The 17881-nt window shown below is 59.0% G+C and carries 17 protein-coding genes; 12 read left to right on the top strand and 5 right to left on the bottom strand.

What is annotated here, in order from left to right; genetic code table 11:
* Positions 1 to 34 precede the first annotated feature (34 nt).
* From AC3ZVB_RS04725 to AC3ZVB_RS04695, 7 genes are all read left to right on the top strand, one after another.
* A complete protein-coding gene (locus tag AC3ZVB_RS04725) occupies positions 35 to 1285 on the top strand; it encodes a helix-turn-helix transcriptional regulator (protein ID WP_490145887.1) in 1251 nt (416 codons plus the stop codon).
* A gap of 130 nt (positions 1286 to 1415) precedes the next feature.
* The gene (locus AC3ZVB_RS04720; RefSeq protein WP_194690269.1) at positions 1416 to 2180 is read left to right on the top strand and encodes an SDR family oxidoreductase; all 765 of its coding nucleotides are present in this window, start codon (positions 1416 to 1418) and stop codon (positions 2178 to 2180) included.
* A 23-nt stretch (positions 2181 to 2203) separates the two neighbouring features.
* On the top strand, positions 2204 to 3037 hold the full coding sequence (locus AC3ZVB_RS04715) for an SDR family NAD(P)-dependent oxidoreductase (RefSeq protein ID WP_194690268.1): 834 nt from the start codon (positions 2204 to 2206) through the stop codon (positions 3035 to 3037).
* Between the two features lie 123 nt (positions 3038 to 3160).
* Positions 3161 to 4198, top strand: a complete 1038-nt coding sequence (locus AC3ZVB_RS04710) for a 3-ketosteroid-9-alpha-monooxygenase, oxygenase component (RefSeq protein ID WP_490145886.1) — start codon at positions 3161 to 3163, stop codon at positions 4196 to 4198.
* A gap of 37 nt (positions 4199 to 4235) precedes the next feature.
* Positions 4236 to 5411: an MFS transporter gene (locus tag AC3ZVB_RS04705; protein WP_490145885.1), complete on the top strand. Its 1176-nt coding sequence runs from the start codon at positions 4236 to 4238 to the stop codon at positions 5409 to 5411.
* A 119-nt stretch (positions 5412 to 5530) separates the two neighbouring features.
* Positions 5531 to 6628, top strand: a complete 1098-nt coding sequence (locus tag AC3ZVB_RS04700) for a carboxynorspermidine decarboxylase (protein WP_490145884.1) — start codon at positions 5531 to 5533, stop codon at positions 6626 to 6628.
* Positions 6629 to 6656: 28 nt separating this feature from the next.
* Complete coding sequence (locus AC3ZVB_RS04695; protein WP_490145883.1) at positions 6657 to 7892, top strand: saccharopine dehydrogenase family protein; 1236 nt, start codon at positions 6657 to 6659, stop codon at positions 7890 to 7892.
* A gap of 142 nt (positions 7893 to 8034) precedes the next feature.
* Here the strand turns inward: AC3ZVB_RS04695 and AC3ZVB_RS04690 are convergent, their stop codons facing one another.
* On the bottom strand, positions 8035 to 8238 hold the full coding sequence (locus tag AC3ZVB_RS04690; RefSeq protein ID WP_490145882.1) for a hypothetical protein: 204 nt from the start codon (positions 8236 to 8238) through the stop codon (positions 8035 to 8037).
* 540 nt (positions 8239 to 8778) lie between these two features.
* Here AC3ZVB_RS04690 and AC3ZVB_RS04685 point away from each other — a divergent pair.
* A complete protein-coding gene (locus AC3ZVB_RS04685) occupies positions 8779 to 9378 on the top strand; it encodes a trypsin-like peptidase domain-containing protein (protein WP_162441098.1) in 600 nt (199 codons plus the stop codon).
* A 66-nt stretch (positions 9379 to 9444) separates the two neighbouring features.
* On the opposite strand, the gene AC3ZVB_RS04680 is transcribed toward AC3ZVB_RS04685, so the two are convergent.
* Complete coding sequence (locus AC3ZVB_RS04680; protein WP_162441097.1) at positions 9445 to 9714, bottom strand: hypothetical protein; 270 nt, start codon at positions 9712 to 9714, stop codon at positions 9445 to 9447.
* A gap of 168 nt (positions 9715 to 9882) precedes the next feature.
* Here AC3ZVB_RS04680 and AC3ZVB_RS04675 point away from each other — a divergent pair, with 168 nt between their 5' ends.
* Positions 9883 to 10098: a TOBE domain-containing protein gene (locus tag AC3ZVB_RS04675; protein ID WP_038983759.1), complete on the top strand. Its 216-nt coding sequence runs from the start codon at positions 9883 to 9885 to the stop codon at positions 10096 to 10098.
* A gap of 1467 nt (positions 10099 to 11565) precedes the next feature.
* Here the strand turns inward: AC3ZVB_RS04675 and AC3ZVB_RS04670 are convergent.
* From AC3ZVB_RS04670 to AC3ZVB_RS04660, 3 genes are all read right to left on the bottom strand, one after another.
* Positions 11566 to 11979 carry a VOC family protein gene (locus tag AC3ZVB_RS04670; protein ID WP_162441104.1) on the bottom strand — a complete coding sequence of 138 codons (414 nt, stop codon included), beginning with the start codon at positions 11977 to 11979 and terminating at the stop codon, positions 11566 to 11568.
* A gap of 92 nt (positions 11980 to 12071) precedes the next feature.
* Positions 12072 to 12731 (bottom strand): TetR/AcrR family transcriptional regulator, encoded by a 660-nt coding sequence (locus tag AC3ZVB_RS04665; RefSeq protein WP_490145881.1) that lies wholly within the window; start codon positions 12729 to 12731, stop codon positions 12072 to 12074.
* Complete coding sequence (locus AC3ZVB_RS04660) at positions 12718 to 13569, bottom strand: 3-hydroxybutyryl-CoA dehydrogenase (RefSeq protein WP_490145880.1); 852 nt, start codon at positions 13567 to 13569, stop codon at positions 12718 to 12720. The genes AC3ZVB_RS04665 and AC3ZVB_RS04660 overlap by 14 nt, the downstream gene beginning before the upstream one ends.
* A gap of 166 nt (positions 13570 to 13735) precedes the next feature.
* Between AC3ZVB_RS04660 and AC3ZVB_RS04655 the strand changes: the two genes are divergently transcribed.
* The 3 genes from AC3ZVB_RS04655 to AC3ZVB_RS04645 all read left to right on the top strand — a co-directional run bounded on the left by AC3ZVB_RS04655 (position 13736) and on the right by AC3ZVB_RS04645 (position 17881).
* Positions 13736 to 14773, top strand: coding sequence for an AraC family transcriptional regulator (locus tag AC3ZVB_RS04655; RefSeq protein WP_162441107.1), 1038 nt, complete (start codon positions 13736 to 13738; stop codon positions 14771 to 14773).
* A 115-nt stretch (positions 14774 to 14888) separates the two neighbouring features.
* Positions 14889 to 16019 (top strand): hypothetical protein, encoded by a 1131-nt coding sequence (locus AC3ZVB_RS04650; protein WP_490145879.1) that lies wholly within the window; start codon positions 14889 to 14891, stop codon positions 16017 to 16019.
* A gap of 47 nt (positions 16020 to 16066) precedes the next feature.
* Complete coding sequence (locus tag AC3ZVB_RS04645) at positions 16067 to 17881, top strand: ABC transporter ATP-binding protein (RefSeq protein WP_490145878.1); 1815 nt, start codon at positions 16067 to 16069, stop codon at positions 17879 to 17881.

The raw sequence follows: 17881 nt of genomic DNA, 5'->3' as shown, positions 1-17881 counted from the left end.
ATGGCCTGGGCTGTGTCCCGCGAGGAGACGGGCGATGGAAAATTCCAGTTTGAGTGTTCAGGCCTTGGCAGACATGGGCCTGGAACTGGCTGACTACGACAGGCTCATCGGCGAGTTCTACGACGGTGCGCTGGATCACAAGTTGATGGCCAAGACCCTGCGCCATGTCCGCAGCGTTTATCAGGCCAACTATGTCACCTTGATCCTGCGGGTGCCTGAACAGCCGGACCTGGGCCTGATGATCGTCGTCGGCGACATCGAAGGCGACGGTGAGGTGAGTTACTGGGCCTACCCGCAAGCGGTCACGCCGTTCAACAATCCACCGATGGACCGGGTGTTCACCGTAGACGACCTGATGACCGAGTCCGAGTGGGCCAATTCGGTCTACTTCAAGACGTATGGCACCCTCCACGACACTTACCACATCATGGGTGCCGATATTTCTACGCCTGATGGCGGCAAACTGCGCTTTCGCATTACCCGGCCGAAAGCTGCGCCAAAATTCACGTCTTCCGAGCGCACGCTGTGCGAAATGTTGTTGCCGCATTTGCGCCGTGCAATGCACGTGCACAACCTGCTCGACCGCAGCGAATCGATCAGTGAGTTGTACTCCCAGGCCATCAGCCGCTTGTCAGTGGCGACCATCGTCCTCGATCAGAATGGCAGCGTGCTGCGCCTGAATTCCGTGGCCAGCGAACTGCTGAGCCACGCCGATGGCCTCAAGCTGGTCGGCGGCCGTCTTGAGGCCACTTACCCCACCGATAACCGTGAATTGCAGCGCCTGGTGCGCAACGCCTTTGCCCGCGACGTTAACAGTGAGGCGGTCAGCACGGCGGCGGAAGCGATGTCGGTGTCCAGGCCTTCGGGACAGATCAACCTGGGCGTCGTCGTCGAAGCCATTCCGACCCAGGACTGGGCCGAGGGCAAGAGCAAACCGGTGGTGGTGGTGTATATCCGCGACGCGGTCGGTCGCTCCATGGCCAGCGAAACGGTGACCAAGCAACTGTTCAACCTGACGCGGGCCGAAACCGCCCTGGCGATGGAGCTGGCGAACGGTCTGTCGCTCGAAGAAGCCGCCGAAGTGTTGAATGTGCGCCGTAACACTGCCCGGGCGCATTTGCGCTCGATCTTCTCGAAGACCGGCGTGCGCCGCCAGACGGAGTTGGTGCGCATCATCCTCAACAGCGTGGTTGCGCTGGGAAAGCCAAAGTTGGCCATGCTGGCCACCGATAAGCTGGAAACGCCAGTATTGAAGCTGGCGCAACCGGTGCGCAACCGCGCCTGAGTGTGGTTTCTGTCCCCCAACGCCCTGGTCTTGCTTGCAAGGCCGGGGCGTTTTAGTCCGTGCGGACGATGTTGTCGGGTTCAGGCGGCACCAATACTAGCCAGCACCTTTATTGAACGAGGAAGACGTTATGCCAGTTACAGCGGTCAGCGGTTCTGCATCCGGTATTGGCGCGGCAGTCTGCCAGGCGCTACGCGCCGCAGGGCACCGCATCATCGGTATCGATCGGGCGAACGCCGAGGTTATTGCCGACCTGTCCAGCGCAGACGGACGCCAGGCAGCCATTCGTGCGGTGCTTGAGCAAAGCGCAGGGGTGCTCGACGGACTGGTCTGCTGCGCCGGAGTGGGCTCCAGCGCGATGTCCGACACCATTGTGTCGGTCAACTACTTTGGCGTCACCGAGCTGCTCGACGGTCTGGCCGATGCCTTGGCCAAGGGCGACAAACCGGCTGCCGTGGTGATCGGTTCGATTGCCGCCACCCATGCCAAGCCGGATCAGCAGCCGATGGTTGCAGCCATGCTTGCCGGCAACCAAGCCCTCGCGCTGGAACACGCCAACGCCTTGGCGCTGTCCCACGTGGCCTATGCCAGCTCCAAATACGCAGTGACCTGTAACGCCCGCAGCAAAGCGGTTAGCTGGGCCAAACAGGGCATTCGCCTGAATGTAGTGGCGCCGGGAGCGGTGGAAACGCCATTGCATCAAGCGTCCCTGGACGACCCGCGTTTCGCCAAGGCCGTTCGCGAATTCGTCGCACCGTTGGGGCGCCCCGGTCATCCTGAGGAAATCGCTCAGGTGGTGGCATTCCTGCAATCCGCGCAGGCCAGTTTCGTCCATGGCAGCGTGATGTTTGTCGATGGCGGGATGGATGCCATGGTTCGCCCCGCACATTTCTAACCTTCGCTCCAGTGAGAACAACCATGACCCAGGTGGCTTTTGTGACCGGCGCCAGCCGTGGCATCGGCCGGGAGACGGCGCTGGCCTTCGCCCGTGCCGGTTTCGATGTGGCAATCAGTGCACGCACGCTGGAGGAGGGCGAGCACACCGCCCATCGACTGTGCGATGCCCAGGGTGCGCCTTTGTCGGGCAGCCTCAACAGCACCGCCGCCGCCATCCGCGCTCTGGGGCGCGAAGTGTTGGTGGTGCCCATGGACCTGCTCGACAGTGCCTCGGTCGTGGCGGCGGGTCAGGCCGTACTGGCAGCGTTCGGGCGCATCGATGTGCTGGTCAATAACGCCATCTACCAGGGCAACGATTTGAACGCCGCGTTCATGACGCTGCAGCCGCAGACCATGGAGCGGGTGTTCAAAGGCTATGTGCTGGCGCCGTTGTTGCTGACCCAGACTGTGCTGGCGTCCATGCTCGAACAGGGCGAGGGCGTGGTGATCAACGTCACCTCCGGCGCCGGCGAAGGCGACCCACCGGTTGCTGCCGCTGACGGTGGCTGGGGGTATGCCTATGGGGCGGGCAAGGCGGCGGTGTCGAGGGTGTCCGGGGTGCTTGCCGCCGAGCTGGGCGGCCAGGGGATTCGCGCCTTTACGCTCAATCCCGGAGTGGTCACCACCGACGCATTGAAAGCCACGATTGGCGAAAACGGCTTGTTGGCCATGCGCATCGGTACCGCGCCGCCTCATGTGCCGGCCGAGGTCATGGTGTGGTTAGCCACTGCCGAGCAAGCAGTGGACTTTCAGCGTCGTACGATTGCCGCCCAACCTTTCGCCCTGGAACACGGCATCGTCGCTGACTGGCGCTGACCCCTTGGCGCAGAAGCACTCGTGTAGTGCTCATCTAGTCCATGCGGAGGATGAGCACCGGCGTCTGCTCGGTGAAGATTACCGGGCAAGTTACCGGGGATTTCCACACGAGGAACAATAACAATGACCAAGCTCGCAGCAATCAATGTCGAAACTGCTCTGGCCCCTCGCTTTGGTCGAGGCTGGCACTGCCTGGGTGAAGCGGCCGACTACCGTGATGGCCAACTGCACACCCTGGATATTTTCGGCACACGCTTGCTCGCGTTTGCCACGTCCAGCGGTCAGATCAGCGTCATTGATGCGCATTGCCCGCACATGGGCGCCGACCTGTCGCGAGGCACACTGGAAAACGATCGGGTGGTCTGCCCCTTTCACCACTGGCAATACGACGCGAGCGGCAAGTGCGTCGAGATTCCGTACTGCAAGCGCATCCCGCCGAAAGCCAAGACCCGCAGCTGGCTGACCTGTGAAGAGAACAAGCTGCTATTCGTCTGGAATAACCCGGAAGGCAAGGCCCCCGCAGACGACGTGGTGATCCCGCATCTGCCGGAGCAGGACAGCGACGAATGGCTGCACGACTGGCACACGGACAAGCTGATTATCGAGACCAACCCACGGGAACTGGTCGATAACCTGGCGGACGCCCAGCACTTCGGGCCGGTTCATGGCACACCGACCAAATACTTCGCCAACGTCTTCGAAGGTCATATTGCCCAGCAGATTTTCCATGGTGACTCGGAGCGGCTGGGCGGCGACCTGGTAGCCGAATCGGCGTACTACGGGCCCGCGACCCATTTCACCCGCATGCGTGCCGTGTTCGAGGGCATGGAAATCCACTCGATCCTGCTCAACTGCCACGTACCGATCAGCGCCAACCGTTTCGAGCTGCGCTTTGGTTGCATGGTGAAAAAGATCGACGGCTGGAGCGAGGAGCAGAGTAGGGCGCTGGCGCAGGATTATGTGCTGCGCAATCGCGAGTCGTTCTATCAGGACGTGGACATCTGGGCGCACAAGATTCGGGTCAACAACCCGGTCCTGGCGGAAGGTGACGGCCCGGTCTACCAGCTGCGCGAGTGGTACGAGCAGTTCTTCATGGACGAAGCCAGCGTGCCTGCATCCATGGCCGAGCGTCGCGAAATCATCACCGTCGGCCAGCGCTGATAACCCCCTTGATAACGCCGCCGGGCAGGAACGCACAATGAACATGAGTGGCCGTAAAACACTGGCGATCATCCTGGCTGCCAGCTTCGCCTCGACGATTGGCGGTTTGCCGTTCAATACCTTGCCGATCCTGCTCGGCTCAATGGTCGACAGCCTTGGGTTCAGTGTTCAACAGGTCGGGTTGCTGGGGGCGGTGTGTTTTGCCGGCTACCTGCTCGGCACGCTGGTGGCCGTGGTGCTGATCGACCGCTTGAACTGGCGCTGGCTGACGCTGGGGTGTGCGGCGGGGGCAGCGGCAGCGTATGGAATGTCGTCCTGGCTACCCGCCACGGCGCAGTTGCCGTTGTGGGCGGTGATTGGCTTTTTTGCCGCGCTGATGACCTGCCTGGGCATGCGCATCATGGGCGAAATGGCCAACAAGGAACGCGCCTTGGGTATTCGTCTGGGCATCGAACTGGGGGTGGTCGCCGCGGTGCTGTTCGCCCTGCCATCACTGGTGATCGCTTATTTCCATTACGCCGGTGCGGCCTTGTCGCTGGCCGCGATCATTATGTTGCTGAGCGTCAGCGCACTGGTGCTGCCCAAGCGTCAGGATTTCATGGGTGAAAAAGCGCAGGTGAGTGGAGGATCGGTGCTCTCTCGCTTTCAGTTGCCGCCTGCAGCGTATGCCGCATTAGGGTTTTTCTTCCTGTTCGGTACCGGGCAGATCGGTCTCTGGGCGTTTCTCGAGCGCCTGGGCCATGGCCTGGCGCTGCAACCGACAGAGCTGGGCATCGTATTCGCAGTGTTGAAGTTACTCGGCGGTGCTGCAGCGCTTGCCCTGGCGGTGGTGGGAGATCGCCTGGGTGTACGCGTGCCGCATGTCGTCGTGCTGGCAGTACTGGGTACAGGCCTGTTGTTGCTGGGCAACGCCGAGGGCTTCCTGACGTATGCGGCCGGCGCCTGGATCTGGGAAGTGGGATTCACCTGGGGTTGCGTCTACCAGACAGCGGCCATTGCCCGTCTGGACAGCAGCGGTCGCTCGATCATGCTGATACCCGGGGCGTTTGCTCTGAGCTCCATGGCGGGACCGGCCCTGGCCGGACAACTGGTCGGCCAGGGGTTCAACACGTTGTTGTGGGTGGCGGCCGGCTGCGCCGTGATCCCGGTACTGGCCTTCACCGGCCTGCTGGCGCGACGTTTGAAAGGGCACCTTGCACTGACGCCCCTTTAATAACCGAACCGCCAGTCACAGCTAAATGCCAGCAAGCTGTTATTTCTGCTCTTTCGATATGTTGTCTGTGCGGGCACAATGCGCATCCTTTTTTGGCTAACCTTGCCGGATGCCTCGAAATGATCAAAACGCCGTACTACCTCATCGACAAGCAGAAGCTTCTGGTCAACATGCAGAAGATCGCCTACGTGCGCGAACAGTCCGGGGCCAAGGCCTTACTGGCACTCAAGTGCTTCGCCACCTGGTCGGTGTTCGACCTGATGCAGCAATACATGGACGGCACCACGTCGTCGTCGCTCTACGAGCTCAAGCTCGGTCGCCAGAAGTTCGAAGGTGAAGCGCACGCGTACAGCGTGGCCTGGGCCGATGATGAGATCGAGGAGATGCTCGATAACTGCGACAAGATCATCTTCAACTCCATCAGCCAGCTGCAACGCTTTGCCGAGCGCTCCGAAGGCAAGACCCGCGGCCTGCGCGTCAACCCGCAAGTGAGCAGCTCCGATTACCTGCTGGCCGACCCGGCGCGTCCGTTCAGCCGTCTGGGCGAATGGGACCCGGTGAAGATCGAAGGCGTCATCGACCAGATCTCCGGTTTCATGTTCCACAACAACTGCGAGAACGGCGACTTCAGCCTGTTCGACCAAATGCTCTGCACCATCGAAGAACGTTTCGGCGAGCTGCTGCACAAGGTCAGCTGGGTCAGCCTCGGCGGCGGCATTCACTTCACCGGTGAAGGCTATGCGCTGGACGCTTTCTGCGCGCGGCTCAAGGCGTTTTCGCAAAAGTACGACGTGCAGGTCTACCTGGAACCGGGCGAAGCGGCGATCACCAACAGCGCCTCGCTGGAAGTCACCGTGCTCGACACCCTTTACAACGGCAAGCACCTGGCGGTGGTGGACAGCTCCATCGAAGCGCATCTGCTTGACCTGCTGATCTATCGCCTCAACGCCAAGCTGGCGCCGAGCGAGGGTGATCACACCTACATGGTATGCGGCAAGTCGTGCCTGGCCGGGGACATCTTCGGCGAATACCAATTTGATCGTCCGCTGACCATCGGCGATCGACTGTCGTTCATCGACACGGCAGGCTACACCATGGTCAAGAAAAACTGGTTCAACGGCCTGAAAATGCCGTCCATCGTAGTGAAACAACTCGACGGTACAGTCGAAGTGGTTCGTGAATTTGGTTACGAAGACTACCTGTCCAGCCTTTCGTAAAGCGGACAGATAAGGAGTGATAAAGCAATTGAAAAAGAACGTTCTTATCATTGGTGCAGGAGGTGTCGCCAAGGTGGTGGCCCACAAGTGCGCGCAGCACAACGACGAACTCGGTCGTATCGCTATCGCGTCGCGCAACATCTCCAAATGCCAGGCCATCATCGACAGCATCAAGGCCAAGGGTAGCCTCAAAGTTCCCGCCGACATCAAGGCCTTCTCGCTGAACGCTCTGGATGTCGAAGCGACCAAGGCACTGATCCGCGAGACCGAATCGCAGATCGTGATCAACGTCGGCTCCGCGTTCCTCAACATGTCGGTGCTGCGTGCCTGCATCGATACCGGCGTGGCCTACCTGGACACCGCCATCCACGAAGAACCGGGCAAAGTCTGTGAAACACCGCCCTGGTACGGCAACTACGAGTGGAATCACCTCGAAGAATGCAAAGAGAAGAACATCACTGCGATCCTCGGTGTGGGCTTCGATCCGGGTGTGGTCAACGCTTATGCCGCACTGGCACAGCAAACGTATTTCGACCGCATTGATTCGATCGATATTCTCGACGTCAATGCCGGTTCACATGGCAAATATTTCGCCACCAATTTTGACCCGGAAATCAATTTCCGTGAGTTCACCGGACAAGTGTGGAGCTGGCAGAACAGCCAGTGGACCAGCAACACGATGTTCGAAGTCAAACGCACCGACGATCTGCCGGTCGTCGGAGAGCAGAACCTGTACCTGACAGGTCACGATGAAGTGCACTCCCTGTCGAAAAACCTCGACGTGCCGAACGTGCGTTTCTGGATGAGCTTCGGCGAGCACTACATCAACGTGTTCACCGTGCTGAAAAACCTTGGCCTGCTCTCCGAGCAACCGGTCAAGACCGCTGAAGGCCTGGAAGTGGTGCCGCTCAAACTGGTCAAGGCCGTACTGCCTGATCCGGGTTCGCTGGCGCCTGGCTACACCGGCAAGACCTGCATTGGCGACCTGGTAAAGGGCACCAAGGATGGCAAGCCGCGCGAGGTGTTCATCTACAACGTGGCCGATCACGAGGAAGCCTACGCAGAAACCGACAGCCAGGGCATTTCCTACACCGCTGGCGTGCCACCTGTCGCCGCAGCGCTGCTGGTCGCCCGTGGCGAGTGGGATGTGCAGCGCATGGTCAACGTTGAAGAGTTGCCGGCTGAGCCGTTCCTCAAGGCCCTGGATGTCATGGGCCTGCCGACGCGCATCAAGGACGAGAATGGAGATCGTCCCTGGAACTGAAACGCCTGAGGCTCCCGACATACCGGTGAGCCTCGTTCAGTGCTCCGTTCGTCGATAAAAAACGCCGCTCAATTGAGCGGCGTTTTTATTTGTCTGGTCTCGTGCTGAGTAACCTGAGGCTCTCGAATTTGGTGGTGCAAAGTCAGAGCGCGTAGCCCAGAACTTGCCCTGACTGGGATTCCTGCGACGCAACCATCAGATGCAATGGCATGCATTCGACTTCCATGCACACGATTTCAAACCCACCCACTATTTGCACCTCTCGCTCCCCCAAAGTGGCTGCTTCATCGGCCAATGCCTTAGCCATTCTCGCGTGGTTCGCTGCGATTTCATTGAGAGTTGACACGTTCCGTCTCCCGGTGACTGACCTAGCCTAGCGCTGGCGTCCTTGATTGTTGATTTGAATGCCGTCGCGTCAGAATTCCGTTGTTCTGGGCCAGCTATCTGCGTCCTTTGCAATCCTTGAGCCAGTCATGGTCAGAAAAGTGGCGCAGCCTCCATTGACCCGATGATCGGCATGTTCAAGCCGATAACCGAAGCTTAGGTCAACTTTGCAAACTCATCTTTAAAAACGTTTCACCCCCGTCATAGAAGAAAGCTTTTTGTACGCCTTAATATGACTTTATATCGGCGTCAATTTTTATTGCTAGTTTATGTAACCAAAAGCGATTGTCTTTAGCACAATTCATTTACTCCAACTTTCAGAACCTCAGCCATAAATAACAAAGTGCCATCACGCTCTTCGGCAAGGACTACGACAACCCTAAAAAAACAATTATTTTGACGACAAAAAACAGTCATATCCTCCCTATTAAGTCGGTGATTAATCATGATCAAGATCATGGCCTGCTTTTTAATAGGAGCTGTACTCGCAGGATGCAACGGCATGGTAAAACCCGATTTTTCGGGGGCTGCCAACGATTCCTACTTCACGATTTTCTCAGGCTTTCCTCTTCCGTATATGTACATGGCGTCGGCCGTGCAATGGAATGAGGATTACGCCGTCACAACCCGGCATACGCCGCTGATTCCCAACGTGCAATACAGCTGCAGTACCGGCTGTGACCTCGTCTTCATTCGCCACAAAGCCAACGGCCGCTACCCTTCGTGGCGCGCACCGCGGGTGGGCGAGGACATTACGGCCGTTGGGTCGAGCCCGTACATGGCCACCGCTACCGGCAAGGGCAAGGTGTACCAGGCGCCTTTTCTCAATACCGATGAACACAGTGGCGACCTCTATGCCATCCACGATGCTCCGCTGGTAAAGGGGATGTCCGGTGGCCCCGTAATTGCCAACGATGGCAGCGTCGTCGGTATTAATATGGGGTTCTATTCCACGACGTTAAACGATGTCAGCGCGCATCCCGGTGTAAAAGGCGCGCAGCGGATCAGTGTTTTTATTCCCTATTCGATTATTCAACGTGAATGGCAATTGTTACAGGCTAAACTTGATAGTCCGCAGGGGACGAAGTTTGCCGCCAAGTAATCATGCAGGACTGTTGACCTGTGTGGCGAGGGCGTGAATGCCTTCGCCACCGTTACAGCGCCGCCTTCATAAATCTTTCTTAAACTCTTTATCGAGATGTTTGTCGTCCTTGTGACGTTCTTTATCGAGGTGCGTGTCCTCTTTGTCGATGACGTCTTCGTCATGCTTCACACCGTTATCGATCTCGTCGGCATCGTGATCGACACCTTTGTCAATTTCCCGATGGTCGTGACGGACACCTTTTTCGAGGAGGTCTTCGGCGTGGGCAACCCCGACAGGGGTGAGGAGGCCTGCGACGAGCAGTGGCGCAATGAGCAGCGCTTTAAGCGTCTTCATGTCGTTCTCCGTTGCGGGTGCCAGTGATTGAGCGGTTGGATAAATCTAATATTCCTTAAAGGCATAAATAGATAATTATATATTCCTTTTAATGTTGGTTCGGTCGGTGCACTTTGGGGGCCTGCACATCCGTGCGAATAACCACGACATCAGCCAGGAAGCCTCAATATGACCATCAAAGCGATCAACGTCCGCAACCAGTTCAAGGGCGTCATCAAGGAAATCGTCGAAGGCGAAGTGGTGTCCGAAATCGACGTGCAAACCGCCTCCGGCATCGTCACCTCGGTGATCACCACGCGCTCGGTGCGTGACCTGGAGTTGAAGGTCGGCAGCGAAGTGATTGCCTTCGTCAAATCCACCGAGGTGTCGATTGCCAAGTTGTGATCAGCCTCGCTTTATCGGTATCTGATAACGGTGCCTTTGAGCTTGTGACCCTCGATGGTTTCGAAATCCGTTGCTGCGGGTTGATTGTTGACGTTAGCAGGCGGCCGGGGAGTTTCCAGAAAAGGGCTGTGAGGGGGTGCCGGTTTTGTGTGGGTCTATAGATCCGTTTCTGCAGTCACGCCATACCCCTTGTAAGAGCAAAGCTTGCTCGCGATGGCGTCCTGACAGTCGCTGATTTCTGGCGGGTGTAATCAAATCAAACTGTGGGAGCTGGCCTGCCGGCGATGGCGGTCTGACAGCTGACCATTTTCTTTTCGGATGTACCCGGATCAAATTGTAGGAGCTGGCCTGCCGGCGATAGCGGCCTGATCGGCGGTGCGATTCTTGCTGGTGTACATATCCATTCCTGCGGTCACGGCTGCTATTGGTTTCGCCCTTACGGCGAGTCACTTGGAAGAGCGCCAAGTAACCAAACGCTCTTGCCCCTTTCGTACGGTGCCTCGCCTGGGCTCGGCATACCCTCGCTCCGGTCCTGCTCCGTGGGCCCGCCGCGATCGGCCATCCATGGCCGTGCGCGGCTAACCCGGCATCCATGCCGGGTTGCCCACTGCGCAGCACCTGCGCTCGGCCTGCCGATGGGGCAAGCAGATCAAAAGCAGATCAAAAGCCAAAGCGAGGCGGCCTGCCAGCCGACCTGACGCTTGAAGCCTGCGCGTTTCCCTGTGGGAGCTGAGCTTGCTCGCGATAGCGGCCTGACAGTCGCTCATTTCTGGCGGGTGCACCCAAATCAAACTGTGGGAGCTGGCCTGCCGGCGATGGCGGCCTGATCGGCGGTGAGATTCTAGCGGGTGTACATATCCATTCCTGCGGTAACGGCTGCTATGGGTTTTAAGATCGCAACCTCGTTTCACTCGACAGCTCCTGCATAGCGAAGTTTTCCCAATGACATGGCGTCATCGTTAACGTCCATCGCGAGCAAGCTCTGCTCCCACAGGGAAACGCGCAGGCTTCAAGCGTCAGGTCGGCTGTCAGGCCGCCTCGCTTTGCTTTTGATTTTGATCTCAGGCGCCCCGTTAAACCACGCTGGCCGAACGCAGGTATTGCGCAGCGGGTAAACCGGCAAGGATGCCGGTTTAGCCGCGCTGGGCCAGGGATGGCCCATCGCGGCGGCCCGCGGAGCAATGCCGGAGTGAGGGCACACCGAGCCTAGGCGAGGTGCCAAGTGGTGGGGCAAGAGCGTTTGGGTTACTTTTGCGCTCTTTCAAAAGTGACTCGCTGTAAAAGCGAAACCCATAGCGGCCGTGACTGCAGGAACGGATATGTACACCCTACAAACCTCATAGCCTGTCAGACCTCCATCGCCGGCAAGCCAGCTCCCACAGTTTGATCCAGCTGCATCAGGAAAATACTCATCGGCTATCAGACCGCCGTCGGGAGCAAGCCTTGCTCCTACAGTGAACGCCTCTATCACTCATCCTTCTCGCAATTCACCATCCACGCCACACCAAACCGATCGTTCAACATGCCAAACCGCGCCGCCCAGAACGTCTTTTCAAGAGGCATCTGCACGCTGCCATCCTCTTTCAGCGCATTAAAGACCCGCTCCGCCTCGGCAATGCTGTCGACATTCAGCGAGATCGAACACCCGGCCATGTCATCGGTGGGCCGATCCGGTGTCGTATCAGAGCCCATGATCGCCTGATCACCCACCAGCAGCCGGGTGTGCATGATCAGGTTATGCAGATCCGCCGGAACATGTTCGCGGGCGGGGCTTTCACCGAAGGTCATCATCATTTCGATCTGACCTTGCAGCGCCTGGGCGTAAAAAGTGAAGGCGGCTTTGCAGTCGCCGTTGAAGATCAGATAGGGATTGATTTTCATGTTTCAGCTCCCGGTCATTGAAGGGATTACACCGGTTTTGACGACAGGTTCGTCAGCCAATTGCGATGGACATCGACCCGGGTAGCAAAGCCCTAAATCGCAGCGAGTGCTGAGGTTTTTTTAGATGTTTTTTCTATGGAAGAGGCCAGGCTTATTGCTTCGTTCGAACGTCGCGGTGCCAGCAAGCGTTCGATGGCGCCACTGACCAGGTTCTCGAGCATTTCATCGCGCTCGGATTCCTCCAATGGAGAGTGCGTCAACCAGGTCGGCGCGCTGTTGAGTATCGACGCAATGGCATGACCGGCGGCCACCAGACCCTCGGCGCTGAAGCGTGATCGAACACCGAGCATCTTCAGCAATTTACGCTCGTACTGTTCGCGCAATTGCCGAACCCGCGCTTGCTGTTCGTCATTCAGGCAGCCGCTGTCGCGCTCTGCCAGACGGAAGTGCCAGGGCATTTCCTGATGCAGATTCAGGTGGGCGCGAATGAGGCCATGGAGCCGATCACGTTTGGCCGGCGCCTTCTGTTCGATGCGTCCCAGGGTCGCCAGCAGCTCTTCGTAAAACTCCTCGATCAGGTCGAGGAGCAAGTGCTGCTTGCTGGGGAAATGGTGATACAGCGAGCCTGGCGCGAGCCCCAGGCACGTCGCGAGCTCGCGCATGCCGACCTGACCGAAACCCTTGCAGGCAAACAGCTCCAGCACCTTGTCCCGGTATTCGGCGAAGCGCGAGCAACGCTCAGGCATAGGCATGGAAGCCACGCCCCGTTTTGCGTCCCAGGTAGCCGGCGGCGACCATTTCCTTGAGCAGTGGAGCAGGGCGGTATTTGCTGTCGTTGAATCCGTCGTAGAACGCTTCGAGAATGGCCAGCACGGTGTCCAGGCCAATCAGGTCTGCCAGTGCCAACGGACCAATGGGCTGGTTGCAGCCCAGGCGCATGCCGGCGTCGATGTCGTCGACGCTGGCCAGGCCTTCCTGGAACACCAGAATCGCTTCGTTGATCATGGGCACCAGAATCCGGTTCACCACGAAGCCCGGACGGTTGCCGGCGGTGATCGCGGTTTTGCCAAGCGTGGTGGCCATGTCCAGCGCCAGGGCGTGGGTCGCGTCGCTGGTTTGCAGGCCCCGAATCACTTCGATCAGCCCCATCACCGGCACCGGGTTGAAGAAGTGCAGGCCGATGAAACGCTCAGGATGGTTGACGCTGGCGGCCAGTTGAGTGATGGACAGCGAGGATGTGTTGGAGGCGATCACGCATTCGGTACTGACCTGTGCGGCAATCTGTTGCAGCACGCGCAGTTTCAGGTCGAGTTTTTCGGTGGCTGCTTCGATGACCAGTTGCACGTCCTGCAAGCGGCTGTAATCGGTGCTGGTGCCGATGCGTTCAAGAATGGCGAGTTTTTGCGCTTCGGTCAGGGTGTCCTTGGCGACCTGGCGATCAAGGTTCTTGCCGACCGTTGCGAGCGCTTTTTGCAGCGCGCTCTCGGAGATGTCGAGCAAGGTTACGTTGAAACCGGCCTGGGCGCAGACCTGGGCGATGCCGTTACCCATGGTGCCTGCGCCGATCACGCCAATGTTTTGCAGATTCATGTTCCAGTCCTTGCGATCAAACCGTGCGATACCTTGGCCGCCGTGGCAGCCGAAAGCGTACTATTGGCCGCGAGTCTAGAGCTGGCAGGGCCGTTGTCCTATGCCAAAACTGTTCAACGGCACTGGCGTTTTTTGCCATGCGGACACTGGGGAGTGAAACGTTCACATGCGGGAAAAGGACTCGGTCGCCGTCTACTTTGTGCAGGCCATGATTCATGAACTGGGCGCGCATCCACAGCGTCTGGAAGCGGTGCTGCAAGAGGCTGGCATCGACCCGGCACTGATCAGGCAGCCCACGGCACGCGTGCCGGCGAGTGCCTTTGCAGCGCTGTGGCTGATTCAGATCCGCGAGCTCGATGATGAGTTCTTCGGGCTCGACTCCCATGGCATGCCACCGGGCGCCTTCGCGCTGATCTGCCGGGCGCTGATTCAGGAGCCCGACCTGCACAAAGCCATGCGCCAATGCCTGGCCAACTTCTCCCTGTTCCTGCGGGACTTTCGCGGCACGCTGGCCGTGCGTGGCAAACGCGCGGTCATCAGCCTGGAATCACAGGCCAGAAGCGACGACGTCAGCCGTTTTGGCGAAGAGACGTTTCTGGTCCTGATGATCAGCCTGCTGTGCTGGCTGGGCGGGCGCCGCATCCCCATCGATCGCGCCGATTTTCGTCATGAACGCCTGCCCTTGAGCGACGACCGTCTGCTCTGGGGGCCGAACCTGACCTTCGGCGCCGAACGCACCGAGATCGAATTCGCCAGTCATTACCTGCGCCTGCCGGTGGTCCAGGACCTGGCGTCGCTAAAAGTATTCCTGCGCACGGCACCGCAATGGCTGGTGATCCGATTCCGCAATCAGCATGGCCTGGCGTCACAGGTGCATCAGCGCTTGCGCAACAGTCGCTACAGCGAGTGGCCGACCCTGCAAGCCTTCGCCCTGGAACAGCACCTGAGCCCCAGCACCTTCCGGCGAAAACTCGAGCGAGAAGGCTGTTCGTATCAGGAGATCAAGGACGAAGTGCGGCGCGGCGTGGCGTTTGAGCAGCTGCGCCAGAGCAACGCGAGCATCGGCGACATTGCTGAACGCCTGGGGTTTCAGGAACCGAGTGCATTTCATCGGGCGTTCAAGAAATGGACGGGGGAGAGTCCGGGGAAGTATCGGGCGCGGTTTCAGGATGGGATTGGCGAAACGTCTGACAGACGCGACTGATTGAGCGCGACCCCGGTGATTTCATCCGTTTCGGGCTGTACAGTCTCGGGCCTTAGTCTCTGTTCAACGCCGTTGTGACAAGGACGCTGACCCCAAGGAACTGGAGTTCGTCGACGTGACCGATATTGAAAACATTCCCCCGTTAACCGCATCCCCGATACCCAATATCTTCAGTCAGATCAGCCAATGGCTGTTGTGGCTCAATGAACGCGCCTGGCCATTGACTGTGGGTATTCTGGTGACGGCAGGGTTGTACTTATACCAATACATTCAGGCGGAACAGATCCCGTTGAGTATCACTTCGTCGGCCGTTGTGACTGCCTTACCGGTCATGTCGGCGATACTCGTGTCCATCGTTTCGATTCTGGCGGCATTCGTCGTGCTGCCGATCTTCGTGCTGTTCCATCGGTTGAATGATACGGGTCGGCGGTTGAGCGACGAGTTCACCTTGGGGCAAGCTTCCCCGGAGCAACTGAAGCGCCATCGGCGCATGTTGGGCCGCTGGGCCGCTAGCCTGTTTGTCCTCGGGCTTTTTTGTGCATCGCTGAGTGCTATCGGCTCTCAAGTCCCGAGCACCTGGTACTGGAGCCTCGCGGGGGCGATGGGCGCGGTGCTGACAATGGCCGCTTACTACTGGCTGATGACGCTGGGTGTCGAAGGCCCGATGTCGATGGATTTTCGTTTTGCCTGCCTCATGTCCGCGTTCGCCCAGATGAGCGTGATTCTAAACTTCATGATCATCGCCATCGACATCGCGGGCCACTACGTCAGCAGCTTATGGTGGATATTTCCGCTGGTGCTGGTGGAGTCGCTGGTGGTCTGGATCATCCAGCTCCTGTGCGCTCTGCTCGTGGTGAAAACGCGCAGCCATCGAAACCCGGTTGCCCTGGTGGTGTGTGCGGTCATGGTGCTGGTTATCGTCGTGGGCATGTATCCGGCCTCCGGCGCGAAACTGGGCGGCTTCGCCTTTCAGGTTTCCGCATCCGGCGCCCGTAACTGCACGATCCTGAATTTCGGCCCCGAGAGCAAAGGACTCGAGCCGATCACGGATCCCGACAGACCTGGTTTCAGTCGTCCGTTGCGCGTCATCGCCGAAGCAGACGGTACCTATTATGTGAGGTTGTGGAAGACCGACTCCAAAGCCGTGCAGTTTGTACCTCGAGCCAGTCTGGTGGGCGTTGACGTCTGTCCAGTCGCTAAACCCAAGGTCGCCGCCGCTGCAACACCCGCCCCGAACGCTGGCTGAAGTACCATGGCGTCTTGACGCCATCACCACGCCGGGTCCAGTGCCGTATGCCAGTTGCTCTTAACCGCTTCACCACCTTGCTGGATCAGGCTCGACGCGCCTTGCTGCTGGTCTGGGGCACCTCGCGTGCACTGTTTCTCGGCCTGGTGTTGGCCACGCTGGTGGCCGGTGTTCTGCCGGCGCTGGCGGCGTGGTTGGGCCAGCGCATCGTCGATGCCGTGGTGTTCGCCATGCAACTGCATGCCCAGCAGGGCAGTGCGCCATTGTGGCCGGTGGTGCGTTACGTGTTGTTCGAGGCTGGTGTGTTGGCGTTGTTGTCCGGGACTCAGCGGGCATTGTCCGTTCAGCAATCGCTGTTGCGGGTGCAGTTGGGGCAGAAGGTCAACACGATGATTCTGGAGAAGGCCCAGACGCTGTCGCTCGTGCAATTCGAGAATTCCGAGTTCTACGACAAACTGGTCCGGGTGCGGCGCGAGGCGTCGACCCGACCGTTGGCATTGGTGATGAAGTCCCTGGGGTTGATCCAGAACCTGATCGTACTGATCAGCTTCGGCGTGTTGCTGGTGCATTTTTCGCCTTGGGCGCTGGTGTTGCTGGTGGTCGGAGCGTTGCCGGTGTTCTTCGCCGAAGCGCATTTTTCCGGCGATGCCTTTCGCTTGTTTACCCGCCGTGCGCCGGAAAGCCGGCAGCAGAATTACATCGAGACGCTGCTCTCCCACGAGGCCTACATCAAAGAGGTCAAGCTGTTCGGCATTGCGCCCCTGTTGTTGCAGCGCTACCGCGATACCTTCACGCGTCTGTATGCCGAAGACCGCCGGCTGACCTTGCGCCGGGATGGTTGGGGTTTTGTCCTCGGATTACTCGGCACGGGGGCGTTTTACCTGGCTTACGCCTGGGTCGTGGTCGACACCGTCCATGGCAACATCACCCTCGGTCAGATGACCATGTACCTGGTGCTGTTCAAGCAGGGGCAAACGGCGGTGAGCAGCAGCCTGAGTGCTATCAGTGGGCTGTACGAGGACGGTCTGTATCTGTCGAGCCTGTATGAATACCTGGCCGAGCCGGTGATCGTCGATACCGGGCACTTGACCGTGGGCGCGGTACCGGGCGATGGCTTGCGTTTCGAGAACGTCGGTTTCCGTTATCCGGGGGCGAGTCGCGCGGCCCTTGAAGGCATCGATTTGCACTTGGTGCCTGGCCACAGCGTCGCGCTGGTCGGGGAAAACGGTTCAGGCAAGACCACGCTGATCAAGTTGCTGACTCGCCTGTATCGCCCCGATCAAGGCCGTATTCTGCTGGACGGCAGCGACCTGAATACGTGGCAGGAAGAAGCGTTGCGGCGGCGCATCGGCGTGATTTTCCAGGACTACATTCGTTATCAATTCACCGTCGGTGAAAATATCGGGGTTGGCGATACGCAGGCGTTCAGCGATGAAACCCGTTGGCACGAAGCTGCCACTGAAGGCATGGCGGCGCCCTTTATCAAGGGGCTGAACCGAGGCTATGCCACGCAGCTGGGACGGTGGTTTGCCGGGGGGCAGGAACTGTCGGGCGGGCAGTGGCAGAAAGTCGCCTTGTCCCGCGCCTACATGCGCCGCGACGCCGACATCCTGATTCTCGACGAACCGACTTCGGCCCTGGATCCGGCGGCGGAAGCGGCGGTGTTCGAGCATTTCAGCCAGCACACCGAGGGGCGCATGACGTTGCTGATTTCCCACCGTTTTTCCAGCGTGCGCAATGCCGACCACATCCTGGTGCTGGACCAGGGCACGATTTTGGAGCGCGGTGATCACGACAGTCTGGTCGCCACCGGAGGGCGCTATGCGCAGCTGTTTCACTTGCAGGCGCAGGGCTATCGATAA

The organism is Pseudomonas sp. MDV22-iso1 (assembly GCF_058145095.1).
The sequence above is the reverse complement of the archived record's forward strand: the minus strand, read 5'-3'. Positions and strand labels throughout refer to the sequence as shown.